The sequence below is a fragment of the Kitasatospora sp. NPDC001225 genome (genome assembly GCF_053597855.1).
Map to the genome: position 1 here is coordinate 28,396 of NZ_JBSFJC010000018.1, position 21,086 is coordinate 49,481.

At 72.4% G+C, this 21,086-nt stretch carries 20 protein-coding genes; 16 read left to right on the forward strand and 4 right to left on the reverse strand.

Annotated features, from left to right (window positions below; all coding sequences use genetic code 11):
• The 3 genes from hpnH (at position 1) to ACWDCZ_RS08805 (ending at position 4,468) form a co-directional block, all read left to right on the forward strand.
• The gene (gene hpnH / locus ACWDCZ_RS08795; RefSeq protein WP_049649487.1) at positions 1-1,029 is read left to right on the forward strand and encodes an adenosyl-hopene transferase HpnH; all 1,029 of its coding nucleotides are present in this window, start codon (positions 1-3) and stop codon (positions 1,027-1,029) included.
• A gap of 138 nt (positions 1,030-1,167) precedes the next feature.
• Positions 1,168-3,078, forward strand: coding sequence for a 1-deoxy-D-xylulose-5-phosphate synthase (gene dxs / locus ACWDCZ_RS08800; RefSeq protein WP_049649488.1), 1,911 nt, complete (start codon positions 1,168-1,170; stop codon positions 3,076-3,078).
• Positions 3,068-4,468 (forward strand): aspartate aminotransferase family protein, encoded by a 1,401-nt coding sequence (locus tag ACWDCZ_RS08805; protein ID WP_049649489.1) that lies wholly within the window; start codon positions 3,068-3,070, stop codon positions 4,466-4,468. The genes dxs and ACWDCZ_RS08805 overlap by 11 nt, the downstream gene beginning before the upstream one ends.
• A gap of 110 nt (positions 4,469-4,578) precedes the next feature.
• Here ACWDCZ_RS08805 and ACWDCZ_RS08810 read toward each other — a convergent pair whose 3' ends face one another.
• Positions 4,579-4,851: a DUF6343 family protein gene (locus ACWDCZ_RS08810; RefSeq protein WP_049649490.1), complete on the reverse strand. Its 273-nt coding sequence runs from the start codon at positions 4,849-4,851 to the stop codon at positions 4,579-4,581.
• Between the two features lie 76 nt (positions 4,852-4,927).
• On the opposite strand from ACWDCZ_RS08810, the gene ACWDCZ_RS08815 reads away from it, so the two are divergent.
• On the forward strand, positions 4,928-5,191 hold the full coding sequence (locus tag ACWDCZ_RS08815) for an I78 family peptidase inhibitor (protein ID WP_387819946.1): 264 nt from the start codon (positions 4,928-4,930) through the stop codon (positions 5,189-5,191).
• Between the two features lie 42 nt (positions 5,192-5,233).
• Here ACWDCZ_RS08815 and ACWDCZ_RS08820 read toward each other — a convergent pair whose 3' ends face one another.
• Together ACWDCZ_RS08820 and fabG are read right to left on the reverse strand one after the other, a co-directional pair.
• The gene (locus ACWDCZ_RS08820) at positions 5,234-6,043 is read right to left on the reverse strand and encodes a phosphatase PAP2 family protein (protein WP_241853035.1); all 810 of its coding nucleotides are present in this window, start codon (positions 6,041-6,043) and stop codon (positions 5,234-5,236) included.
• A 231-nt stretch (positions 6,044-6,274) separates the two neighbouring features.
• The gene (gene fabG / locus ACWDCZ_RS08825; protein WP_380777725.1) at positions 6,275-7,042 is read right to left on the reverse strand and encodes a 3-oxoacyl-ACP reductase FabG; all 768 of its coding nucleotides are present in this window, start codon (positions 7,040-7,042) and stop codon (positions 6,275-6,277) included.
• 445 nt (positions 7,043-7,487) lie between these two features.
• On the opposite strand from fabG, the gene ACWDCZ_RS08830 reads away from it, so the two are divergent.
• Positions 7,488-8,312 carry a MarR family winged helix-turn-helix transcriptional regulator gene (locus tag ACWDCZ_RS08830; RefSeq protein ID WP_053111942.1) on the forward strand — a complete coding sequence of 275 codons (825 nt, stop codon included), beginning with the start codon at positions 7,488-7,490 and terminating at the stop codon, positions 8,310-8,312.
• Positions 8,313-8,505: 193 nt separating this feature from the next.
• Here the strand turns inward: ACWDCZ_RS08830 and ACWDCZ_RS08835 are convergent, their stop codons facing one another.
• Positions 8,506-9,372 (reverse strand): aldo/keto reductase, encoded by an 867-nt coding sequence (locus ACWDCZ_RS08835; RefSeq protein WP_049649492.1) that lies wholly within the window; start codon positions 9,370-9,372, stop codon positions 8,506-8,508.
• 583 nt (positions 9,373-9,955) lie between these two features.
• On the opposite strand from ACWDCZ_RS08835, the gene ACWDCZ_RS08840 reads away from it, so the two are divergent.
• From ACWDCZ_RS08840 to ACWDCZ_RS08890, 11 genes are all read left to right on the forward strand, one after another.
• Positions 9,956-11,731: an ABC transporter transmembrane domain-containing protein gene (locus ACWDCZ_RS08840; RefSeq protein ID WP_117492534.1), complete on the forward strand. Its 1,776-nt coding sequence runs from the start codon at positions 9,956-9,958 to the stop codon at positions 11,729-11,731.
• 43 nt (positions 11,732-11,774) lie between these two features.
• Entirely contained in the window at positions 11,775-13,547 is a 1,773-nt protein-coding gene (locus ACWDCZ_RS08845) for an ABC transporter ATP-binding protein (RefSeq protein ID WP_449815574.1), read from the forward strand.
• A 156-nt stretch (positions 13,548-13,703) separates the two neighbouring features.
• A complete protein-coding gene (locus ACWDCZ_RS08850) occupies positions 13,704-13,949 on the forward strand; it encodes a lipopolysaccharide assembly protein LapA domain-containing protein (protein ID WP_049649495.1) in 246 nt (81 codons plus the stop codon).
• Between the two features lie 47 nt (positions 13,950-13,996).
• On the forward strand, positions 13,997-14,725 hold the full coding sequence (locus ACWDCZ_RS08855) for an amino acid ABC transporter ATP-binding protein (RefSeq protein ID WP_206745852.1): 729 nt from the start codon (positions 13,997-13,999) through the stop codon (positions 14,723-14,725).
• 66 nt (positions 14,726-14,791) lie between these two features.
• Entirely contained in the window at positions 14,792-15,694 is a 903-nt protein-coding gene (locus ACWDCZ_RS08860) for a glutamate ABC transporter substrate-binding protein (RefSeq protein ID WP_074004372.1), read from the forward strand.
• Positions 15,695-15,706: 12 nt separating this feature from the next.
• Positions 15,707-16,351 carry an amino acid ABC transporter permease gene (locus ACWDCZ_RS08865; RefSeq protein WP_074004373.1) on the forward strand — a complete coding sequence of 215 codons (645 nt, stop codon included), beginning with the start codon at positions 15,707-15,709 and terminating at the stop codon, positions 16,349-16,351.
• Positions 16,348-17,217 (forward strand): amino acid ABC transporter permease, encoded by an 870-nt coding sequence (locus tag ACWDCZ_RS08870; protein WP_380660108.1) that lies wholly within the window; start codon positions 16,348-16,350, stop codon positions 17,215-17,217. Before ACWDCZ_RS08865 ends, ACWDCZ_RS08870 begins: the two co-directional genes overlap by 4 nt.
• A 201-nt stretch (positions 17,218-17,418) precedes the next feature.
• Positions 17,419-18,324: a LysR family transcriptional regulator gene (locus ACWDCZ_RS08875; RefSeq protein ID WP_049649505.1), complete on the forward strand. Its 906-nt coding sequence runs from the start codon at positions 17,419-17,421 to the stop codon at positions 18,322-18,324.
• A 124-nt stretch (positions 18,325-18,448) separates the two neighbouring features.
• Positions 18,449-19,030 (forward strand): cysteine dioxygenase family protein, encoded by a 582-nt coding sequence (locus ACWDCZ_RS08880; RefSeq protein WP_074004375.1) that lies wholly within the window; start codon positions 18,449-18,451, stop codon positions 19,028-19,030.
• 58 nt (positions 19,031-19,088) lie between these two features.
• Complete coding sequence (locus ACWDCZ_RS08885) at positions 19,089-20,234, forward strand: YeiH family protein (RefSeq protein ID WP_449815585.1); 1,146 nt, start codon at positions 19,089-19,091, stop codon at positions 20,232-20,234.
• 102 nt (positions 20,235-20,336) lie between these two features.
• Entirely contained in the window at positions 20,337-21,047 is a 711-nt protein-coding gene (locus ACWDCZ_RS08890; RefSeq protein ID WP_117492522.1) for a spermidine synthase family protein, read from the forward strand.
• The last annotated feature ends 39 nt before the right edge of the window (positions 21,048-21,086 follow it).

Sequence of the window (21,086 nt, forward strand, 5' to 3'; positions counted from 1 at the left end):
ATGGCCATGCCGTTGCGCCAGACCGTGCGGGTCGGCACCTACCTCATGCAGCAGAAGCTGCTCAAGCGCCGGGACAAGTTCCCGCTGATCGTGGAGCTGGAACCGCTCTTCGCCTGCAACCTCGCCTGCGAGGGCTGCGGCAAGATCCAGCACCCGGCGGGCGTCCTGAAGCAGCGGATGCCCGTCGCCCAGGCGGTCGGCGCGGTCCTGGAGTCGGGTGCCCCGATGGTCTCGATCGCCGGCGGCGAGCCGCTGATGCACCCGCAGATCGACGAGATCGTCCGGCAGCTCGTCGAGCGCCGCAAGTACGTGTTCCTCTGCACCAACGCGCTGCTGATGCGCAAGAAGATGGACAAGTTCACGCCCTCGCCGTACTTCACCTTCGCGGTGCACATCGACGGCATGCGCGAGCGGCACGACGAGTCGGTGGCCAAGGAGGGCACCTTCGACGAGGCCGTGGCCGCGATCAAGGAGGCCAAGCGGCGCGGCTTCCGGGTCACCACCAACAGCACCTTCTTCAACACCGACACCCCGCAGACCGTCATCGAGGTGCTGGACTACCTCAACGACGAGCTCAAGGTGGACGAGATGATGATCTCGCCCGCCTACGCCTACGAGAAGGCCCCCGACCAGGAGCACTTCCTCGGCGTCGAGCAGACCAGGGCGCTCTTCCGCGCGGCCTTCGCCGACGGCAACCGCAAGCGCTGGCGCCTCAACCACAGCCCGCTCTTCCTGGACTTCCTGGAGGGCAAGGCCGACTTCGAGTGCACCCCCTGGGGCATCCCCAACTACTCGCTGTTCGGCTGGCAGCGGCCCTGCTACCTGATGGCCGACGGCTACGTGCCGACCTACCGCGAGCTGGTCGAGAAGACCGACTGGAGCAAGTACGGCCGCGGCAAGGACCCGCGCTGCGAGAACTGCATGGCCCACTGCGGCTACGAGCCGACCGCCGTCCTCGCGACGATGGGCTCGCTGCAGCAGTCGCTGCGCGCCATCACCGAGACCGTCAACGGCAACAAGGGCCGCTGAGCGAGGAGCCGACCTCCGGGTCGGCGCCCCGGCCCCGGGCCCCGCGCCCGGGGCCGGCTCCGCCCCCGCAGCCAGGCCGGCCCGCGCCCGGGCCGGGTGGAGGCACCACCGCACCGCTCCGAGTCGTGAGGTGAACCCATGTCACTGCTCTCCCGCGTCACGTCCCCGGCCGAGCTGCGCAAGCTCCCGGCCGTCGAACTGCCCCTGCTCGCCGATGAGATCCGCGACTTCCTGATCGAGGCCGTCACCCGCACCGGCGGCCACCTCGGGCCCAACCTCGGCGTGGTGGAGCTGACCATCGCGCTGCACCGGGTCTTCGACTCGCCGTACGACCGGATCGTCTTCGACACCGGCCACCAGAGCTACGTCCACAAACTGCTCACCGGCCGCCAGGACTTCAGCCGGCTGCGGATGCGCGGCGGACTCTCCGGGTACCCCGCGCGGGGCGAGTCCGAGCACGACCTGGTCGAGAACTCGCACGCCTCCACGGCGCTCTCCTACGCCGACGGCCTGGCCAAGGCGGCCCGGCTGCTCGGCCAGCACGACCGGCACACCGTCGCGGTGATCGGCGACGGCGCCCTCACCGGCGGGCTCGCCTGGGAGGCGCTCAACAACATCGCCGAGGCGCGCGACCGGCCGCTGGTCATCGTCGTCAACGACAACGAGCGCTCCTACGCCAGGACCATCGGCGGCCTCGCCAACCACCTGGCCACCCTGCGCACCACCCAGGGCTACGAGCGCTTCCTCGCCCTGGGCAAGGAGGCCCTGCAGCGCACCCCGCTGGTCGGCCAGCCGATCTTCGACGCGCTGCACGGCGCCAAGAAGGGGTTCAAGGACGCCTTCGCTCCGCAGGGCATGTTCGAGGACCTCGGCCTCAAGTACCTCGGGCCGATCGACGGCCACGACCTGGGCGCGGTCGAACAGGCGCTGCGCCAGGCCCGCAACTTCGGCGGACCGGTCATCGTGCACTGCCTGACCGTCAAGGGCCGCGGCTACCGGCCGGCCGAGCAGGACGAGGCCGACCGCTTCCACGCCGTCAACCCGATCGACCCGTACACCTGCCTGCCGATCTCGCCCAGCGGAGGGGTCTCCTGGACCTCGGTGTTCGGGGACGAGCTGCTCACCCTCGGAGCCGAGCGGCCGGACCTCGTGGCGATCACCGCGGCCATGCTCCAGCCGGTGGGCCTGGCCCCGTTCGCCAAGGCCTACCCGGAGCGGACCTTCGACGTCGGGATCGCCGAGCAGCATGCCGTCACCAGCGCGGCGGGGCTGGCCACCGGCGGACTGCACCCGGTGGTCGCGGTCTACGCGACCTTCCTCAACCGGGCCTTCGACCAGGTGCTGATGGACGTCGCCCTGCACCGGCTGGGCGTCACCTTCGTGCTCGACCGCTCCGGGGTGACCGGGCCGGACGGCGCCTCGCACAACGGCATGTGGGACATGTCGATCCTCCAGGTCGTCCCCGGCCTGCGGCTCGCCGCGCCGCGCGACGCGGAACAGCTGCGCGCCCAGCTGCGCGAGGCCGTCGAGGTCGGCGACGCCCCAACCGTCGTCCGCTTCCCGAAGGGGAACGTCGGGCCCGCGGTGCCGGCCGTCGAGCGGACCGGCGGGGTGGACGTGCTGCTGCGCACCGGGCGGGCGCCGGAGATCCTGCTGGTCGCCGTCGGCACCACCGCCTCCGCCTGCCTGGACGCGGCCCGGCTGCTGCTCGCCGAGGGCTTCACCGCGACCGTGGTCGACCCGCGCTGGGTCAAGCCGGTCGACCCGGTGCTGCCCGAACTCGCCGCCGCCCACCGGCTGGTGGTCACCGTCGAGGACAACGGCCGTACCGGAGGCGTCGGTTCGGCCGTCGCCCAGGCGCTGCGCGACGCCGACGTGGACGTGCCGGTGCGGGTGCTCGGCCTGCCCCAGGAGTTCCTCGGCCACGCCTCGCGCGGGGAGATCCTGGAGGAGGCGGGGCTGACCGGGACCGGGGTCGCCGCCCAGACCGCCGTCTTCGCCAAGAACCTGCTACCGACCCGAGGAGCGAACCCGCGCCATGCCGGCTGAACCAGACCGCCCCGCCTTCGACCTCGCCGCGCTGATCGCCGAACGCGGCGGCGAGCGCTACGAGTTGCACGGCCGCTACCTCAACCCGCAGCTGCCGCGGATGCTGCGCACCATCGGCTTCGACAGGTACTACGAGCGCGCCCGGGGCCAGTACTTCTACGACGCCGAGGGCAACGAGTACCTCGACATGCTGGCCGGCTTCGGCATCTTCGCGCTCGGCCGCCACCACCCGGTGGTGCGCTCGGCGGTCCAGCAGGTGATGGACCTCGACCTGCCGGACCTGGTCCGCTTCGACTGCTCACCGCTGCCCGGGCTGCTGGCCGAGCGGCTGCTGTCGTACGCGCCCGGACTGGACCGGGTGTTCTTCGGCAACAGCGGCACCGAAGCGGTGGAGACGGCGCTCAAGTTCGCCCGGTACGCCACCGGACGGAAGCGGATCCTGTACGCCGACCACGCCTTCCACGGGCTGACCACCGGCTCGCTCTCCGTCAACGGGGAGAGCGGCTTCCGCAAGGGCTTCGACCCGCTGCTGCCGGACACCGCCGTCCCGCTCGGCGATCTCGGCGCGCTGGCCAAGGAGTTGAAGCGCGGCGACGTCGCGGGGCTGATCGTCGAGCCGATCCAGGGCAAGGGCGTCCAGGCGCCGCCGCCCGGCTGGCTGCGGGCCGCCCAGGCGCTGCTCCACGAGCACCGGGCGCTGCTGATCTGCGACGAGGTGCAGACCGGCATCGGCCGCACCGGCGAGTTCTTCGCCTACCAGCACGAGGAAGGCGTGCTGCCGGACCTGGTCTGCGCCGCCAAGGCGCTGTCCGGCGGGTACGTGCCGGTCGGGGCGACGCTCGGCAAGGGCTGGATCTTCGAGAAGGTGTACTCCTCGATGGACCGGGTGCTGGTGCACTCGGCCAGCTTCGGGTCCAACGCCCAGGCCATGGCGGCCGGGCTGGCGACCCTGGAGGTGATGGGCGACGAGCAGGTGGTGGAGAACGCCCGCAAGGTGGGCGACTACTTCCGTGGACGGCTGACCGCGCTGGTCGACCAGTACGAGCTGCTCGCCGAGGTGCGCGGGCGCGGGCTGATGATCGGGATCGAGTTCGGCCGGCCCAAGTCGCTGAAGCTGCGCACCGGTTGGACCGCGCTCCAGGCGGCGCGCAAGGGGCTGTTCGCGCAGATGGTGGTCGTGCCGCTGCTGCAGCGGCACCGCATCCTGACCCAGGTGTCGGGGGACCACCTGGAAGTGATCAAGCTGATCCCCCCGCTGATCATCACCGAGCGTGACGTGGACCGGTTCGTGGACGCCTTCACCGAGATCATGGACGAGGCTCACCGGGGGAGCGGGCTGATGTGGGACTTCGGGCGGACGTTGGTGAAGCAGGCGGTCGGCGGGCGCTGAGGCTGCCGGGGCCGCCGGGGTCGGGATCGTGGGTGGCACGGTGTGGGAAGTCGACGGCACGGAGTGGGAAGTCGGCCGGGTCGACTTCCCACTCCGTGGGAGACACCGCGTCAGAGCTCGGTCCGGCGGCGCCGGATGACAACCACGAGATCGACGACGGCGAACAGGGTGAGCAGGCCGCAGGCCACGGCGAAGCCGGTGAGGGTGCCCCGGCTGGGCGCACCGTAGGCGGGCGAGACGGCCGCCCAGACGGCGAAGCCCGCCGTGGCCAGCGCGAACAAGGGGGTGAAGGTGAGCGAGAGCAGGTAGCGGAGCTTGAGGTCGCTGCGGGCGGTGGCCGGCTCGGTGCCGCTGCGCCACCGGCGCGGGGTGGTGGTGCGCATGCCGTTCACCTCCGGACCGCGTGGGTCGGGCTACGATTCCAGCGTACGTCCGAGGAGGCGAGCCGGGGGAGGCGCGATGTCGGGTTCGGACGCGGTGGGGGCGGGGTCCGGTGCGGCGGGTTCGGGTTCGGGTTCGGGCTCCGGTTCGGGGGCGGCGGGCCAGGACGGCGAGGGGTACGCGGGGCTGCGGATCGAGCGGGCCCGGGAGTTGGCCCGGCGGCACGGCTGGGCGTCGGTCCGGGTGCTGGAGCCGGGGGACCTGATGACCATGGAGTACCGGCAGGGGCGGCTCAACCTCGCGGTGCGCAACGGTGTGGTCGAGCGCAGTTGGGAGGGGTAGGACCGCGGTGACCCGTCGGACCTGGTTCGGGCGGGCCCGGGTTCAGCAGAGCAGGTGCCGGCGGCCGAAGCGCCGGTGGAGCCGCTGCTCGGCGGCGGCGACCAGGGGTTCCAGCAGCGGCAGCGAGAGCAGGACGAGCAGTCCGGCGGCCCAGCCGGCCAGGACGTCGGTGACCCAGTGGGTGCCCAGGTAGACCGTGGTCAGACCGATCGAGCAGGCGGTGGCGGCGGCGATCACCGCGCCGGTGCGCCGCCAGCGGACGGCGAGGTAGGCGAGCACGCCCCAGGTGACCACCGCGTTGGCGGTGTGGCCGGAGGGGAAGATGGTGCCGCCGGAGAAGAGCTCGGGCGAGCCGACGTACTGGGCGTAGTGCGGGCCGAGCCGGCCGGTGACGATCTTCACCGCGCCGACGGTGACGTTGAGCAACAACAGCGCGATTCCCATGACCAGCAGCGGGCGCAGTCGGCCGAGGCGGTGGGCCCGCCAGCCGAGCCAGACGAAGGCGGCGATCGCCGACGGGCCGCGCTGCCCGGCGACCACCCAGGTGTCGAGCAGCGGCTCCAGTCGGGGCCACCGCTCGTAGGGGCGCAGCAGCCGGACCGACCAGTCGAGGTCGACCAGCGCGGTGTTGAGCAGGACACCGGCCAGCACCAGCAGGTAGCCGGCCAGGGTGACGGCGAGGAGGGCGGCCTGCCGTCGGCTCATCGGCGGCCAGCCGGGCTCGCCGGGGTCGGGGCCGAGCGGGGCGAGGTGGCGCGCGGGGGCGGTGGGACGGTCCAGGCGGCCGGTCTCGGCGGTGCGGCGCTCCGGCCCCTGGCGCGGAAGGGGAACGGGGGTACTTCTGGATTGCACGGGGTGACCTTACCCATCCGGACAGGGCTATTCCGGTGGTAATTGTCATTTTCCCGGGAAATCGACAATTGGGCCGACCAGGGGTGGTCCGAGGGGTGATTTCCGCTATTTCAGGATCGAAAGCCAGTGTGGTCGTCGAATGGTTCTGCAAAAGCCCCGGTAAAGCAAACGGAGTGGGAGGCCGGTGCGCCCGGCTTCCCACTCCGTGGTAACCCTGTGTAGGTTCCGTGCTCAGTCGAGGGGGCCGCCCGCGACGTAGATCACCTGGCCGGAGACGAAGCCGGCGCCCTCGCTCGCGAGGAACGCGATGGTGTGGGCGACGTCCTCGGGCTGACCGACCCGCTGGACCGGGATCTGAGAGGCTGCGGCCCGCTTGAAGTCTTCGAAGTCCATGCCGACCCGGGCCGCGGTGGCGGCTGTCATGTCCGTGGCGATGAAGCCCGGGGCGACCGCGTTGGCCGTGATGCCGAACTTGCCCAGCTCGATGGCCAAAGTCTTGGTGAAGCCCTGGAGACCGGCCTTGGCGGCCGAGTAGTTGGCCTGGCCGCGGTTGCCCTGGGCCGAGGACGAGGACAGGTTGACGATGCGGCCGAAACCGGCGTCGACCATGTGCTTCTGCACCGCGCGGGTCATCAGGAAGGCGCCGCGGAGGTGAACGTTGATGACCGTGTCCCAGTCGGACTCGGACATCTTGAAGAGCAGGTTGTCGCGGAGCACGCCCGCGTTGTTCACCAGGACGACGGGGGCGCCGAGCTCGGCGGCCACCCGGTCGACGGCGGCCTGGACCTGCTCGGCGTCCGAGACGTCGGCGCCGACGGCGAGCGCCCTGCCGCCGGCGGCGGTGATCCGGTCGACGGTCTCCTGGCCGGCCGCTTCGTCCAGGTCCAGGACGGCGACCGCGTAGCCGTCGGCGGCCAGCCGGACGGCGGTGGCGGCGCCCAGGCCGCGGGCGGCGCCGGTCACGACGGCGACCCGGGGGGCGGTGCTCTGCTCGGTCATGCTCGCTCTCGTCTCTCTCGGGAGTGCCTCCCGGGGAGAGCCCCCGGAGAGGGTGGCCACACCCTACCGGCGGGTAGGGGGAGCGGCCAGGGTGGAGAGACGCAGGTGACGGTGGGTAAGGACCGACCGGTCGGCTTTCTGCTGAGAACGGGTTACTGCAAGCTGTTCGCAGCGAGTAAATATGCCAATGTTGCCGAACCTGCGTCTACTATCCGCCCCTGCCTGCCAGCAAGGGCCCGCCGTTTGTATAGTGTCCGCCAGCAGCCACCGGCTGCACGGCTGGAGCGCCCTCCCTCATAGCTGGACGCCCACTCGCCGTTACTGCCCCACCCGGGTGTCCCACACACACCGGGTGTGACATCGGGACGGATACATGGTGCTGGGGGAGATCCCGACAACCCGCGTGTCTACGCGACTGCAGCAGTCGCCAGGACACCTGATTCGCGTGGCACAGCAGGTCCACACCCGCTTGTGGTCCGAACACGTCGGAGCCGATCTCACGGCTCCGCAGTTCGCCGTGCTGCTGGTCCTGGCCCTGGAACCGGGTGCGGACCAGCGGACGGTCGGCGAGCGGGCCTCGCTCGACAAGGCCACGATGGCCGAGATGGTCGCGCGGCTGGTCCGTCGTGGCCTGGTGCTGCGCAGGCGCGACCCGGCCGACGGCCGGCGCAAGCTGCTGGCCCTCTCGCAGGGCGGCGCCCAGGCGGTGCGCGAGGCCACCGGTGGTGTGGTCCGCGTTCAGCGCGTCCTGTTCGAACCGCTCACGGCGGAGGAACAGGTCGAGATCGTCCGGGTGATGGCCAAGATAGCCAGGCTGGAGCCCGCGGCGGTCGCCGTCATCACCGACGCGCGGCCGATACTGGACGCCCAGCGGGCGATCGGCTACCTGATCAGGGTGAGCCAGCAGGTGCACACCAAGCTCTGGTCGGAGCACGTGGGCGCCGAGCTGACGGCTCCGCAGTACGCGGTGCTGGACGCGTTGGAGCTGGAACCGGGCGCCGACCAGCGCACGGTCGGCGAGCTGGCCTCGCTGGACAAGGCCACGATGGCCGAGATGGTCAGCCGGCTGGTGCGCCGCGGTCTGGTGCAGCGTCGGCGCGACCCCTCGGACGGACGGCGCAACCTGCTCTCGCTCTCACCGGCGGGACAGGACCTGCTGCACCGCTCGGCCGCTGGGGTGGCCGAGGTCCAGCGGCTGCTGCTGGCACCGCTGGAGGAGGGTGAGCACGAGGCCGCGCTCGCGCTCATCGCCAAGGCGGGCAGGCTGTAGGTCAAAAGTTCGCCACCGTAGCCAAAACGATTCGCCAAAACGCTGAGGGTCCATGGCCATGGGCTTTGGCGCATCGGGGCACACCGAAGGCCGCCCGCTCCTGTAGAGGTGCGGGCGGTCTTCGTGCGACCGGTGGTCAGCCGGTCGGGTGCTCAGACGGTTCGGGGGCCCGGGAGCCGGGACCCCGGGCGCGTCAGTTCCAGTCGAACTCCTGCGGGTCCGGGCCGATCCGCTTGCCGGTGGCCACGGCGGCGATCGCCGCGAGGTCCTCGGCGTCCAGCTCGAAGCCGGCGACGTCCAGGTTCTCCCGGATCCGGGACGGGGTGACCGACTTCGGGATGGCGATCACACCGCTCTGGAGGTGCCAGCGCAGCACCACCTGGGCGACCGTGCGGCCGTGCTTCTCGGCGATCTTCACCAGTGCGGGCTCGGCGAGCAGCTCCTTGCCCTGGCCCAGCGGGCTCCACGCCTCGGTGGCGATGCCGTGCTCGGCGTGGAACGCGCGCAGCTCCGTCTGCGGGAAGTACGGGTGCAGCTCGACCTGGTTCAGGGCCGGGGCGACGGAGGCCTCGTCCAGCAGGCGCGTCAGCTGCTCGGTGCCGAAGTTGGAGACGCCGATCGACTTGACCTTGCCGTCCGCCTTCAGCTGCTCGAAGGCCTTCCAGATGTTCAGGTAGCTGTCGCCGTGCATCGGGCGCGGCCAGTGGATCAGGTACAGGTCGAGCTGGTCGAGGCCGAGCTTGGCCAGCGAGGCGTCGAACTCGCGCAGCACCGCGTCGCGGCCCTGCTCGCCGGACCAGTCGCGGGTACCCGAGTTCCACAGCTTGGTGGTGACGTAGAGGTCCTCGCGGGCCACGCCGCCCGCCAGCGCCTCGGTGATCGCCGCGCCGGTGCCGGCCTCGTTCTCGTAGATGGCCGCGGTGTCGATGGAGCGGTAGCCCGACTCGATCGCGGCGCGGACGGCGGGGGTGGCCTCGGCGTCCGGGACCTGCCACACGCCGAAGCCGAGCTGCGGGATCTGCGCGCCGTCGTTGAGGGTGACGGTGGGGATGCTGCTCACGGGAAGAGGTGCCCTCCTGATTGTCCTGCTGTTCCAGTGGGGGCAACTGGTGTCCTGGTGTGATTGTTCCCGCCGAACGGGCGAATCTTGGGTGAAGCTTTGCGGGGGTTTGGCCTGGGCGGCGGCCGGCCGGTGACGGGGCGGAACCGCCCTGGTGGGGGACGTGCGGGGGGCTCGCGGGAAGCCTGCCGGGAACCCGCGGGGGCGCACAGGGGGAGTGCGGGCCCGGCGCGTGGCGGGCGGGGCGTGGCGCGCGCGGTCGGCGGAGGAAAAACCTGTTGCGCGGATCACATCGAGGTTGGCAGGCTCGCGGCCATGACCTCCTGACTTCCGGGCCCTTCGTGCCCATTCCATGTCCGTCCGGTGTCCGCTCCGGACGCAGCGTCGATGTCGCGCCGGGCGCCGTGCCGCAGCGCCGCGCATCCTCCGCCCGCTGGCCCGGGCCGCCTGCCGTTCCGTCGCTGTGCGTGCTGCGCGCACGGTGCTGAGGCGCTCCGTGGGCCCTGTTCCCCCTGCTTCCTGGCTCCCCCGCACCCCTGTGCGCCCGTGCCCCGCGCCCGCGCACCGCTCGTATCGGAGTGTCATGCTGCTCACCCCCCTGCCGTTGGCCGATCCCGGCCGTCCCGACCTCTCCTCACCCCTGGCCTTCCTGCGCTGGCTGCAGCGCAGCCAGCGGCGCGGGCAGCTGCTCGCCACCCTCTGGGCGCTGGTCGAGATGGGGGGCCAGGCCGCCCTGCCGATACCGCTCGGGCTCGGCGTGCAGGCCGCCGTGGACGGCGACGCCGGCGGGATCTGGCGGGCCGCCGGGCTCCTGCTGCTGCTGGGCGCGGGCGCTTCGGTCGGCACCGTGCTGTTGCACCGCCAGGCGGTCTGGAACTGGATCCACGCGGCCACCCACGTACGGCAGTTGGTGGCCCGGCAGGCCTCGCACCTCGGGGCCGGGCTGTCCCGCCGGATCGCCACCGGCGAGGTCGTCGCGGTCGGCAGCGGGGACGTCGAGCGGATCGGCTGGTACGTCGAGCTGGTCGCCCGGGTCCGGTCCGCGGTGATCGTCTGGCTGGCCGTCAGCGTGGTGGTCCTGACGGTCGATCCGGTGCTCGGGGCCGGGGTGCTGCTCGGCGTCCCGGTGCTGGCGGCCTCCGTCTGGCCGCTGATCGGGCCGTTCGAGCGGCGCTACGAACAGCAGCGCGCCCTCGGCGGCAAGGCCACCGAGCTGGCGGCCGACACCGTCGCGGGGCTGCGGGTGCTGCGCGGCATCGGCGGCGAGGAGCTGTTCCTGGAGCGGTACCGCGCCGCGTCCCAGAAGGTCCGGGCGGCGGCCGTCCGGTCGTCCCGGATCTGGTCGCTGATGCAGGCCCAACAGGTGCTGCTGCCCGGCCTGTTCGTGGTCGGCGTCACCTGGTACGGCGCCCGGCTGGTGGCCTCCGGCGAGCTCGCCGTCGGCACCCTGATCGCGGTGTACGGCGCGACGGCCTTCCTGGCCGCTCCGCTGCGCATCCTGGGTGAGGCGGCGCACGCCTGGAGCGTGGCCCGGGTCTCCGCCGGGCGGGCCGTCCGGGTGCTCTCGTTGGACCGGACCACCGGTACGGCCGAAGCCGCGCTGGCCAGGCCGGACAAGGCCGACCTGCACGACCCGGCGAGCGGGCTGACGGCGCGGGCCGGCGAGCTGACCGCGGTGGTCTGCGGGGACCCGGACTACGCCGGGGCGCTGGCCGAGCGGCTCGGCGGCCACGTCCCGTTGGCCGAGGGCGAACGGGCACAGGCCTCGGCGCGGCTCGGCGGCACGGAGCTGGACGCGGTGCCGTTGGCCGAGGCCAGGGCGGCGGTGCTGGTCCACGACAAGGAGCCGGTGCTGCTCTCCGGCACGCTGGCCGAGCTGTTCGACATCCCGTCCTCGGGGCGGGTCCCGGCGGCCGAGGCCCTCGCGGCGGCCCGGTCCGACGACGTGCTGGAGGCCCTGGTGGAGGGCTCGCCGGAGTGCGGGGGAGACCCGATGCGCGCCCGGATCACCGAGCGCGGACGCTCGCTCTCCGGCGGGCAGCGCCAGCGGCTCGCGCTGGCCCGCGCCCTGCTGGCGGACCCTCCGGTGCTGGTGCTGGACGAGCCCACCAGCGCGGTGGACGCGCACACCGAGTCGCGGATCGCCTCCGGGCTGCGGGACACCCGAGCCGGCCGCACCACCGTGGTGTTCGCGACCAGCCCGCTGCTGCTCGACCAGGCGGACCGGGTGGTGCTGCTGCAGGAGGGCCGGGTCGTCGCGGCCGGGCGGCACCGTGAGCTGATGCGGACCGAGCCGGCCTACCGGGCCGTGGTCACCCGCGACGAGGAAGCGGCCCGCCCGGTGGGTGGGGCCGTATGAGGACCACCGTCAACTTCCCTGCCACGCACGTGAGGAGTACGTCATGAAGCCCCCCGTCCAGGAGGAGCAGGGGCCGCCCACCACCCTGCCGGTCGGCTCCCCGGCCGCCGTGCGCGGGTACCTGCTGCTGCTCGCGCGGCGGCACCGCCGCGGGTTCTCCGCGGTGGTGACACTGCACTCGACGGCCACGCTGGCCGGGCTGGTCGGGCCCTGGGTGCTCGGCCGCCTGGTCGAGTCGCTGGCCACCGGGACGGCCGGGTCCACCATCACGGTGGCGGTCGCCTGGTACCTGCTGGCCCTGGTGGCGCAGGCGGCGTTCACCGGCTGGTCGCGGATGCGTGGCGCGGTGCTCGGCGAGAAGGTGCTGGCCGACCTGCGCGAGGACTTCCTGGTCCGCTCGGTGGCCCTGCCGACCGGGGTGCTGGAACGGGCCGGCACCGGGGACCTGGTCTCCCGGGGCACCACCGACATCGACCGGCTGGACAAGTCGGTGCGCGAGGCGGTGCCCGAACTCGCCGTCGCCGTGGTGTCGTTGTTCCTGGTGCTCGGTGCGCTGCTGGTCACCTCGCCGCTGCTCGCACTGACCTCGCTGGTCGGCCTGCCGCTGCTGCTGGTCAGCTCCCGCTGGTACTTCCGGCGCGCGCCGCAGTCCTACCGCAGCGAGTCGGCCGGGTACGCGGCGGTGAGCAACGTGCTGGCCGAGACGGTCGACGCCGGGCGGACGGTCGAGGCCCTGCGGCTGGGCGACCAGCGGGTCCGGCTGACCGACCGCAAGCTGCGCGAGTGGCTGGCCTGGGAGCGGTACACCCTGTGGCTGCGCTCGGTCTGGTTCCCGACCATCGACGCGGTCTACACCTCGGCGGTGCTCGCCACCCTGGTGCTCGGCGGGCTGTTCACCCTCCGGGGCTGGATCACCGTGGGCCAGTTGACCACCGGCGTGCTCTACGCGCAGATGCTGACCGGCCCGGTGGACCTGATCCTGCGCTGGTACGACGAGCTCCAGATCGGCCAGGCCTCGCTGGCCCGGCTGGTCGGCGTGCGCGAGGTGCCGGAGCACGAGGGGGACGAGTCCGCCCGGCCGGACGGCCGTCGGGTCGAGGCGAAGGACGTCCGGTTCGGCTACCGGGAGGGCGCCGACGTCCTGCACGGCATCAGCCTGGACGTCGCCCCGGGCAGCCGGGTCGCGCTGGTCGGGCCGTCGGGCGCGGGCAAGTCCACGCTCGGCCGGCTGCTGGCGGGGATCTACGCCCCCGGCCGCGGCAGCGTGACCCTCGGCGGTGCGGCGCTGGCGCGGATGCCGGCCGAGCGGGTGCGCGCGCAGGTCGCCCTGGTGAACCAGGAGCACCACGTCTTCGTCGGCACCCTGCGGGACAACCTGCGGCTGGCCGCGCCCGACGCGGACGACACCGAGCTGCGGGCCGCGCTGGACGCGGTGGAGGCCGGGGCCTGGGTGGACGCCCTGCCGGAGGGCCTGGACACCGAGGTCGGCTCCGGCGGCACCTCGCTGACCCCGCCGCAGGCCCAGCAGCTGGCGCTGGCCCGGCTGGTGCTGGCCGATCCGCACACCCTGGTGCTGGACGAGGCCACCTCCCTGCTGGACCCGCGGGCCGCCCGGCACCTGGAGCGCTCGCTCTCCAGGGTGCTGGAGGGCCGGACGGTCATCGCCATCGCCCACCGGCTGCACACCGCGCACGACGCGGACGTGATCGCGGTGGTCGAGGGCGGGCGGATCAGCGAGTACGGCAGCCACCCGGACCTGGTCGCGGCGGGGGGTCCGTACGCGGCGCTCTGGCGGTCCTGGCGGGACGAGCGGTAGCGCGACGCCCCGGGGCGGGACGAGCGGGGAGCGGGCCGTCCGGGCAGGAGGGGGCTTCAAACCCGTACGGGGCCGGATTGCCCCGTACGGGTTACTCCCTGGCCCGGAGGGGCGCGTAACCGGGCAAATCGGCCGCCCGGCCCGCAGACTGCTCCGGTGACCAAGATTTCAGACGGCTCGTCCCGCTCCCCGCGCGGTGAGATCGGCGGGATTCCCACGCGCTACATCGGGATCGGCGCCATCGTCGTCCTCGCCGTGTGGTTCCTGTTCGCCAACCTCGACAAGGTCAAGATCCAGTTCTGGGTCTTCACCGTCACCGCGCCGCTCTGGATCGCGCTGCTGGCCACGCTGATCGCGGGCGTCGCGCTGGGCTGGCTGCTGAAGGGACGGCGCAGCAGGTGACCACAGCCCCCGGGCCGGCTCCGTCCGGCGCATCGGCCTTCACCCCGCTGATCGAGATGCGCGGGGTCAACAAGCACTTCGGGGACCTGCACGTGCTGCAGGACATCGAGCTGACGGTGGGACGCGGCGAGGTCGTCGTCGTCATCGGCCCGTCCGGCTCCGGCAAGTCCACCCTCTGCCGGGCCATCAACCGGCTGGAGCCGATCGAGGACGGCACCATCCTGATCGACGGCCAGCCGCTACCCGAGGAGGGCAAGGGGCTGGCCAGGCTGCGCGCCGAGGTCGGCATGGTGTTCCAGTCCTTCAACCTGTTCGCGCACAAGACCGTGCTGCAGAACGTCTCGCTCGCGCAGATCAAGGTCCGCGGCCGGCCCAGGGCGGAGGCGGACGACAAGTCCCGCGCGCTGCTGGAGCGGGTGGGCCTCGCCGACCAGGCGGCCAAGTACCCGGCGCAGCTCTCCGGCGGGCAGCAGCAGCGGGTCGCGATCGCCCGCGCGCTGGCGATGGACCCCAAGGCGCTGCTGTTCGACGAGCCCACCTCGGCGCTCGACCCCGAGATGATCAACGAGGTGCTGGACGTCATGCGCCAGCTCGCGAGCGAGGGCATGACGATGATCGTGGTCACCCATGAGATGGGCTTCGCCCGGGCCTCCGCGAACCGCGTGGTGTTCATGGCCGACGGCCGGATCGTCGAGGACCGCGCCCCGGAGGACTTCTTCAGCGCTCCTGAGAGCGATCGTGCCCGGGACTTCCTGTCCAAGATCCTGAAGCACTGAGGCGGCGCCGTGAACCGTGAGACGACGCCGGCGGCGAGGCCCGCGGGAAGATCTGTGGGAAGGCCCGTGGCGCGGGCGGGGCGGCGCGTGCTCGCCGCCGCCCTGCTGTTCACCGCGCTGGTGGCGGGTTGCGGCAAGCCCGGCACCCCGCCGCCCAAGGGCCCGCAGCCCAGCGCCCTGCCCAGCTACCAGGTGCAGGACGCCTCCGCGATCACCGGCTCGCCGACCCTGGACGCCGCCCGCAGCCGGGGCCACCTGGTGGTCGGCGCCAAGGAGGACCAGCCGTACCTGGGCCAGAAGAACCCGGCCACCGGCGTGTACTCCGGCTTCGACATCGAGATCGCCAAGATGGTCGGCGCCTCCTTGGGCTTCCCGCCGGACCGGATCCAGTTCAAGACGATCGCCTCGGCCAACCGCGAGACCGCCCTGCAGAACGGCCAGGTGGACTACTACGTGGGCACCTACACCATCAACGACAACCGGAAGAAGCTGGTCGGCTTCGCCGGCCCGTACTTCATCGCTGGGCAGTCGCTGCTGGTGCGCAAGAACAACACCACCATCCACGGCCCGCAGGACCTGGACGGCAAGAAGGTCTGCTCGGCGGCCGGCTCGACGCCGTACCAGCGCATCCAGTCGCAGTACCCGAAGGCCAAGCTGATCGGCTACGACACCTACTCGGCCTGCGTGGACAACCTGATCACCAACCAGGTCGACGCGGTGACCACGGACAACGCGATCCTGCTCGGCTACGCGGCCAAGGTGCCGGACGAGCTCAAGGTGGTCGGCCCGCTGTTCTCGACCGAGCCGTACGGCATCGGGGTGCCGAAGAACGACACCGTGCTGCGCGGCGCGATCAACGACGCGCTGGAGCACCACATGCAGAACGGCGACTGGAGGAGGGCGTTCGAGGCGACCCTCGGCCTCTCCGGGGAACCGGCGCCGAACCCGCCGCAGATCGACCGGTACTGAGAGGGCCGCGCCGTGAAAACGCTGACCGACAACTGGTCGACCTACTGGGACGGGTTCCTCGGCACGCTCTCGCTGTTCGCGGTGAGCGCCGTGCTGTCGCTGGTGCTGGGCGTGCTGATCGCGGGTTTCCGGGTCTCGCCGGTGAAGCCGCTGCGGGTGTTCGGGACGCTGTGGGTGACGGTGCTGCGCAACACGCCGCTGACCCTGCTGTTCTTCATCGTGGTGCTGGGCCTGCCCCGGTTCGACATCACCCTGCCCTTCTACACCTTCGCGGTGCTCGCGCTGGGCTGCTACACCTCGGCCTTCGTCTGCGAGTCGATGCGGTCGGGCATCAACACGGTGCCGACCGGGCAGGGCGAGGCGGCCCGCAGCCTCGGCATGAACTTCGGGCAGACGATGAGCCTGGTGGTGCTGCCGCAGGCGTACCGCTCGGTGGTGGCGCCGCTCGGCAGTGTGATGATCGCGCTGGCGAAGAACACGGCGATCGCCGGCTCGTTCAGCGTCACCGAACTGCTGGGCACCTACCGGACCATCAACGAGCTGGGCTACAGCATCATCTGGACCTTCGTCTGGATCGCCGTCGGCTACCTGATCATCACCCTGGCCATCAGCGCCGTCTTCAACCTGCTGGAACGACGAGTGGCGGTGTCCCGATGAGCGTTGAATCCTCGGCGCTGTACGACATCCCCGGCCCGAAGGCGCTCTCCCGGCACCGGTTGTACGGCGGGATCGCGCTGCTGCTGATCGCGGCGCTGATCGGCTGGGTGGTCTACATGCTCTTCCACACCCACCAGTTCACGTACGCCAAGTGGCAGCCCTTCGAGTACCGGGGCGTGCAGGACCTGCTGCTGCGCGGGCTCGGCAACACCTTGCAGGCCTTCGGCTGGACGGTGCTGTTCGCGCTGCCGTTCGGCGCGCTGTTCGCCGCCGGGCGGCTCTCCGACCACCGGGTGGTGCGCTGGCTGGCGACGCTGGTGGTGGAGTTCTTCCGGGCCATGCCGGTGCTGGTGATGATCTTCTTCGTCTTCGTCGCGCTCAAGGTGCAGCCGCTCTGGGCGCTGGTGGCCGGGCTGGTGCTCTACAACGGCTCGGTGCTGGCCGAGGTGTTCCGGGCCGGCGTGCTCGCGGTGCCCAAGGGGCAGCGGGAGGCGGCGTTCGCGCTGGGGATGCGCAAGACCCAGGTGATGACGTACGTCCTGGTGCCGCAGGCCAACCGGGCGATGCTGCCGGCCATCATCAGTCAGCTGGTCGTCGCGCTCAAGGACACCTCGCTGGGCTTCCTGATCACCTTCGAGGAGTTCCTGCACGCGGGCAAGCTGATCGCCACCAACCTGGACTACGACCTGCCGTTCATCCCGGTGGTGATGGTGATCGCGCCGATCTACATCGGCATGTGTCTGCTGCTCTCCTGGCTCGCCCGCTTCGTGGAGCGGCGCAGCCGGCGCAGTCCGAGCGCGCGGGGCGGGGCACCGGTGGCCAAGGCCGGGGTGCCGGTGGGGCTGCCGCCGTCGGTGCAGCAGTGAGGCTGGTGCGGCGGTGAGGTCGGTGCAGCTGTGAGAAGGCCGGTTCGGGGCTGAACCATAGGTACGGGTGGGGTTGGGGTCGGTACCTCCAAATTCCTCTTATGATTCTCGGGCGCCCGGGCGCGGCCCGTGGACGACCGGAGCGCGGCCGGAACGGGGCTGCCGACGGTGGACGAGAGGGCGGGAGGGACCATGGAGCCGGTGTTCGATTCGCGGCACATCAGGACGTTCCACGAGGTCGTCCGGGCCGGCTCCTACTCGGCCGCCGCCCGCGAACTGGGCTACACCCAGCCCGCCATCACCCAGCAGATGAAGGCGCTCGAACGCACCGTCGGCGTCCCGCTCTTCACCCGGGCCGGGCGCGGACTGCGGCTCACCGAGGCCGGCGAGGCGCTCTCCCGGCACGCCGAGCTGATCCTCGGCAGCATGTCCGCCGCCCAGCAGCAGCTCGCCGCGCTGGCCCGGCTGCGCGCCGGTCGGGTGCGGGTCTGCGCCTTCCCCAGCGCCAACGCCACCCTGATACCCCAGGCGATGGCCCGGCTGCTGGCCGAGCACCCCGGTGTGCGGGTCGAGCTGCTGGAGGCCGAGCCGCCGGACTCCGTCCAGCGGCTGCTGCGCGGGGAGTGCGACATCGCGCTGGCGTTCCGGTACCCCGGCGCGGCCGCCGAGGTGCCGGAGGGCGTGGACGAGATCCCGCTGATGGAGGACCTGCTCACGGTGCTGCTGCCGGTCGGGCACCCGCTCGGCCGCCGGCACGCCGTACGGCTGGCCGACCTCGGCGGCGAACGCTGGATCGCCGGCTGTCCGCGCTGCCGGGCCAACCTGCTGCACGTCTGTGCGGAGGAGGGCTTCGCACCGGACATCGTCTTCTCCACCGACGACAACCTCGCGGTGCAGTCGCTCGTCGCCGCCGGGGTCGGGATCGCGCTGATGCCGGCGCTGGTGCTCTCCTTCATGTGCCACCGCAAGGTCACCGGACGGGCCGTCGAGCCGCACCTGCGGCGGCAGGTGAGCGCGTACGTGCTGCGCGAGCACCGGCGGATCCCGGCCACCGGGCTGGTGCTGGACCACCTGCGGCAGGCGGCGGCGAGCCGGGTCGGGTGCTGACCCGTCGGCGGGTCACATGACCGACGAGCAAGGACTGCCACCCGGCGACCTATAAGCGTTGATGGGGAGATTGCTTACAAACCCTCCTTGGACGTGATGGGTCCATAGGTTCGAACCTGCTGGGATGACACCCTCAGCCACGGTCGGCAGCGACCGGCTCACCGAGCGGATGACCGCGCTGATCAGTGAGATCCGCGCCGTCGTGGACCGCGGGCTCCCGCCGGAGCTCACCGCCTACCTGGTCGGCGAGCGCCTCGCCCCGCACCTGCACGCCGACCCGGACGGGCCCGACGCGCTGCTCACCCCCGCCCAGCGCGAGGGCGACCCGCAGCGCTACCGCCAGCACGTCCTGCACGCCGAGGGGGACGGCAGCTTCTCCGTCGTCGCCCTGGTCTGGCTGCCCGGGCAGCAGACCCCGATCCACGACCACGTCTCCTGGTGCGTGGCCGGCGTCCACCAGGGCCAGGAGAGCGAGACCCGCTACCGGCTGGTCTCCGACGGCCCCACCTCCCGGCTGGTCGAGACCGAGCACGTGGCCGGCCCGGCCGGCACCGTGGCCGCCTTCGCCCCGCCCGGCGACATCCACCTGGTGCGCAACTCCTGTAGCAGCACGGCGATCTCCATCCACGTCTACGGCGCGGACGTCTCGCGGCTCGGCACCAGCATCCGGCGGGTCTACCGGCTGCCCGCCGACCGGCAGCAGTGAGGGCGGCGTGGCACTGACCCTCAGGCACCGCACCGCCGGCACCCGCTCACTGCCCCCGATGCGCGGCGACGCCCCCGGGCTGCTGCTCGCGGCCCTCGGAGTGGCCGCCGCGCTGGGCATCCACGCGCTGGTGCCGGCCGTGCCCGAACTCACCGCCGCCGTCCTGCTCGGCATGCTGGTGGCCCACCTGCCCGGGCTGCGCCCGGTGGTCCGCGGGATCGCCCGGCCGGGGCTGTCCACGGCCGGGAAGCGGCTGATGCGGCTCGGGATCGTCCTGCTCGGGCTCAAGCTCAGCCTGGACGACGTGCTCGGCCTCGGCTGGGCCACCGTCGCCATGGTGCTCGCGGTGGTCGCGGCCACCTTCGCGGGCACGCTCTGGCTGGGCCGGCGGCTCGGCCTGCCCGGGGACCAGCCGCTGCTGGTCGCCACCGGGTACTCGATCTGCGGGGCCTCGGCGATCGGCGCGGTCAGCCAGGCGGCGGGCAGCGAGGAGGAGGACGTCGCGGCCTCGGTGGCGCTGGTGACTCTCTGCGGGACGCTGGCGATCGCCGTGCTGCCGCTGCTCCAGCACCCGCTCGGGCTCGGCGAGCTGGAGTTCGGGCGCTGGGTCGGGGCGAGCGTGCACGACGTCGGGCAGGTCGTCGCCACCGCGCAGACCGGCGGGGCCGGGGCGCTGCGGGAGGCGGTGCTGGTCAAGCTGATGCGCGTGGTGCTGCTGGCGCCGCTGGTCGCGGGGGTGGCCGTGGCGGTGCGGCGGAACCTGCGGGCGGCGCGGGTGGCGGCCTTGGCGGAGGTTCCGGTCGGGGCGCCGGTGGGCGCTCCGGTGGGGGCCTCAGCGGCGGGCGGGGCGGGTGAGGAGGGCGCGGCGGGCGCGGCGTCGGGCGATAAGTCGAGCGCGGAGTCGGGTGAGAAGTCGGCTGAGAAGTCGGTGAAGACCGGCAGCCGTCCGCCGATCGTGCCGCTGTTCGTGGCCGGGTTCCTCGCGATGATCGTCCTGCGGACCACCGGGGTGCTGCCCGAGCGGGCGCTCGACCTGGCCGCGGACGCCCAGGGGCTGCTGCTGGCCGCCGCGCTGTTCGGCCTGGGCAGTGCGGTGCACCTGCCGACCATGGCCCGCACCGGCGGGCGGATCGCCCTGCTCGGACTCGGGTCCTGGGTGGTCGTCGCGGGCGTCTCGTACGTGGGGGTGCTGGTCACGACCTGACGGACCCGGGTGCGGACTCGGCTATTGTCGGGCAGGTGCCCGCCCCGTCCGTACGGGGCCGGCACCGCAGCCGAGTTCGCCCGAGTCCACCAAGGGGGACGGATGACCACCGCACTGCCCGAACGCGACGGCCACGAGGCCGTCGTCACCCTCGACCGGCGGGAGGGCCCGTACGGCGAGGTGGTGCTCCGGCAACGCGGTCGGGACTTCGAGATCATCGCCAACGGCTGCTTCCTGATGGACACCGCCGACGGGCGCTCGGAGCGGCTGCTGATCCAGGCGGCGCTGGACGAGCTGGACCGCACGGGCGGCCCGGTCGAGCGGCCGTCGGTGCTGATCGGGGGCCTCGGGGTCGGCTTCTCGCTGGCGTACGCGGCGGCCGAGCCGCGCTGGGGACGGATCGCCATCGTCGAGCGGGAGACCGCGATCATCGACTGGCACCGGACCGGCCCGCTCGGCGCCTTCTCCGACGGTGCGCTGGAGGACGCGCGGGTCGAGGTGCTCCACACCGACCTGCTGGAGTACCTCGCGGCGGCGGACGGCGAGCGCTACGACGCGCTGTGCCTGGACATCGACAACGGGCCGGACTGGACCGTCACCGAGTCCAACGACGGGCTGTACGGCGCGGACGGGCTCGCGGTGCTGTGGCACCGGCTGCGGACGGGCGGGGTGCTGGCGGTGTGGAGCGCGCAGCCTTCGCCGGCCTTCGAGGAGGCGCTGCGGGCGGTGGGGTTCTCGGACGTGGTGACGCACGAGATCCCGGTCGCCCGGGGGGTGCCGGACGTGGTGCACCTGGCCCGGCGGGCGGGCTGAGGGCGCGCCGAGGGCCGGCTGAGGGCGGACGCGGATCGG